The sequence below is a fragment of the Amycolatopsis sp. SID8362 genome (assembly GCF_010550475.1).
Taxonomy (GTDB): Bacteria; Actinomycetota; Actinomycetes; order Mycobacteriales; family Pseudonocardiaceae; genus Amycolatopsis; species Amycolatopsis eburnea.
Genome location: NZ_JAAGNB010000984.1, coordinates 1 through 2,200, shown reverse-complemented (window position 1 = coordinate 2,200; position 2,200 = coordinate 1). Strand labels below are relative to the sequence as shown.

The 2,200-nt window shown below is 72.8% G+C and carries 2 protein-coding genes; one reads left to right on the top strand and one right to left on the bottom strand.

Annotated features, from left to right (window positions below):
- A partial coding sequence (locus G3I65_RS30885) for a pyridoxal-dependent decarboxylase (protein WP_160699231.1) occupies positions 1-1,223 on the top strand: 1,223 nt, incomplete at its 5' end.
- Here the strand turns inward: G3I65_RS30885 and G3I65_RS30880 are convergent.
- Positions 1,220-2,200 (bottom strand): thiamine pyrophosphate-dependent enzyme (locus tag G3I65_RS30880; protein ID WP_239071562.1); only part of this gene is annotated, 981 nt, incomplete at its 5' end. The two genes, G3I65_RS30885 and G3I65_RS30880, sit on opposite strands and share 4 nt — an antisense overlap.

Sequence of the window (2,200 nt, the reverse complement as noted above, 5' to 3'; positions counted from 1 at the left end):
GCGGTGCGCTGGAAGAGTTTTCCCGGCGCTGGGAACCCGGGTTCGCGGCCAGTGCCGGGCCTCGGTACCTCGGTTTCGTCACCGGGGGCGCGACGCCGGCCGCGCTCGCCGGGGACTGGCTGACCTCGGCGCACGACCAGAACCCCAACAGTGGCATGGACTCCTCGGCACAGGACCTCGAGCGCGAGACCGTCGGCTGGCTGGCCGAGCTCTTCGGGCTGGGCGCGGAGTTCTCCGGTGCGTTCGTCACCGGGGCCACCATGTCGACGGTGACCGGCCTGGCCATCGCCCGCGAGTGGCTCGGCGAGCGGGCCGGGGTGACGGTTTCCGAGGACGGCGCCGCCGCGCTCGGGCCGGTGACCGTGCTGTCCGGGGCGCCGCATTCGAGTGTGCTGAAGGCGTTGTCGTTCCTCGGGATGGGACGCTCGGCGCTGCGGAAGGTGCCCCTGCTCCCCGGGCGTGAAGCCGTCGACGTCGGGAAGCTCGCCGAAGTGCTCGAGACCCTCGACGGGCCGGCCGTCGTCGTCGCCAACGCCGGGACCGTCAACACCGTCGACTTCGACGACCTGCGCGCGATCGCCGAACTCAAGCGGCGGCACGACTTCTGGCTCCACGTCGACGCCGCGTTCGGCGGGTTCGCCGCGCTGGCACCGGACCACGCGGCGCTGACCGCGGGCCTCGACCAGGCCGACTCGGTCGTCGTCGACCTGCACAAGTGGCTCAACGTGCCCTACGACTCGGCCGTCCAGTTCACCCGTCGCCGCGACCTGCAGCTGCGGGTGTTCAGCAACAACGCCGCCTACCTCGGCGAAATCGGCGAGACACCGGACTTCCTGCACCTGACGCCGGAGAACTCGCGGCGGCTGCGCGCGCTCCCGGCGTGGTTCTCGCTCACGGCCTACGGCCGCGACGGGCACCGCGAGATCGTCGAGCGCTGCGTCTCACTGGCACGCGACCTCGGCGCGCGGATCGACGCTTCGCCCCGCTGGCGGCTGCTCGCGCCGGTGCGGCTCAACGTCGTCTGCTTCGCCCCGGCCGGGGACGTCACCCAGGCCCGGGTCGACGCGCTGGTCCGCGCCATCACCGAGGACGGGACCACCTTCCTCACGCCGACCGTGTACGACGGCCAGCCGGCTCTGCGCGCGGCGTTCAGCAACTGGCGGACCACCCCGGCCGACGTCGAGCGGGTCTTCGCCGCCCTGGAACGCGTCGCGGCCGGCTAGCTGCGGTCCGACTTCGGCATCAGGTACTTCCACGGCGAAGCGCCGGTGCCCAGTTCGCACGGCACGTGCACCAGTGCCGGGCGACCCGAGGCGAACGCCTTGTCCAGCGCGGTGCGCAGGTCGTCCGGGCTGCGCGCGGTCAGGCCGAGCGCGCCGAACGTCTCGGCCAGCCGGGCGAAGTCCGGGTTCCGCAGCCGGCCGCCCAGCGCGCGGCCCTCGAACAGGCGCTCCTGGTCGAGGTGGACGTTGCCGTAGAAGCCGTTGTCGAACACCACCGCGACGACGTTGAGTCCATATTGGACAGCGGTGGCGAGCTCCTGCGCCGCGAACATGAAGCCGCCGTCGCCTGCCACCGAAACGACCGGGCGGCCCGGGAAAGCGGCCTGCACGCCCAGCGCCGTCGGGTAGCCGAAGCCGAGCGTGCCCTGGTGGCCGCAGGTGATGAAGGTGCGCGGCGCGTAGACCTCGAAACCGAAGTAGGACGCGAAGCCGACCTGGCAGATCTCCTCGACGAAGAAGCCGTCGCGGGGCAGCACGTCGCGGATCGCCCGCAGATACTCCAGTTCCGGCCCGACGTCGGTGAAGCGCTGCGCCACTTCGGCTTTCAGTGCGGTGAACTCCGCCGTCCGGTCCGGCCGCGCCGGACCGGCCGCCTCGGTGAGGGCGGCCGTGGCGTCGGCCGCGTCGGCGATGACCGCGACGTCCGCTTCGAGCCGCGTCGCCTGCCGCGGGTCGATGTCGAGCAGGATCGTCTTCAGGCCGGGTGGCTTGTCCGGCCAGCGGAACCAGGACAGCTCCAGCCGCGACCCGATGCCGATCACGACGTCCGTCTCGGCCCACCGCTCGAAGCCGGCGGCGCAGGTGAAGCCGAGCGGGTGGTCGTCGCCCACGATGCCGCGCCCGCCGCGGAACGCGACCACCGGTGCCTGCAGCCGCTCGGCCAGCGCCCGGACCTCGGCGGCCGCGTGCCGGGCGCC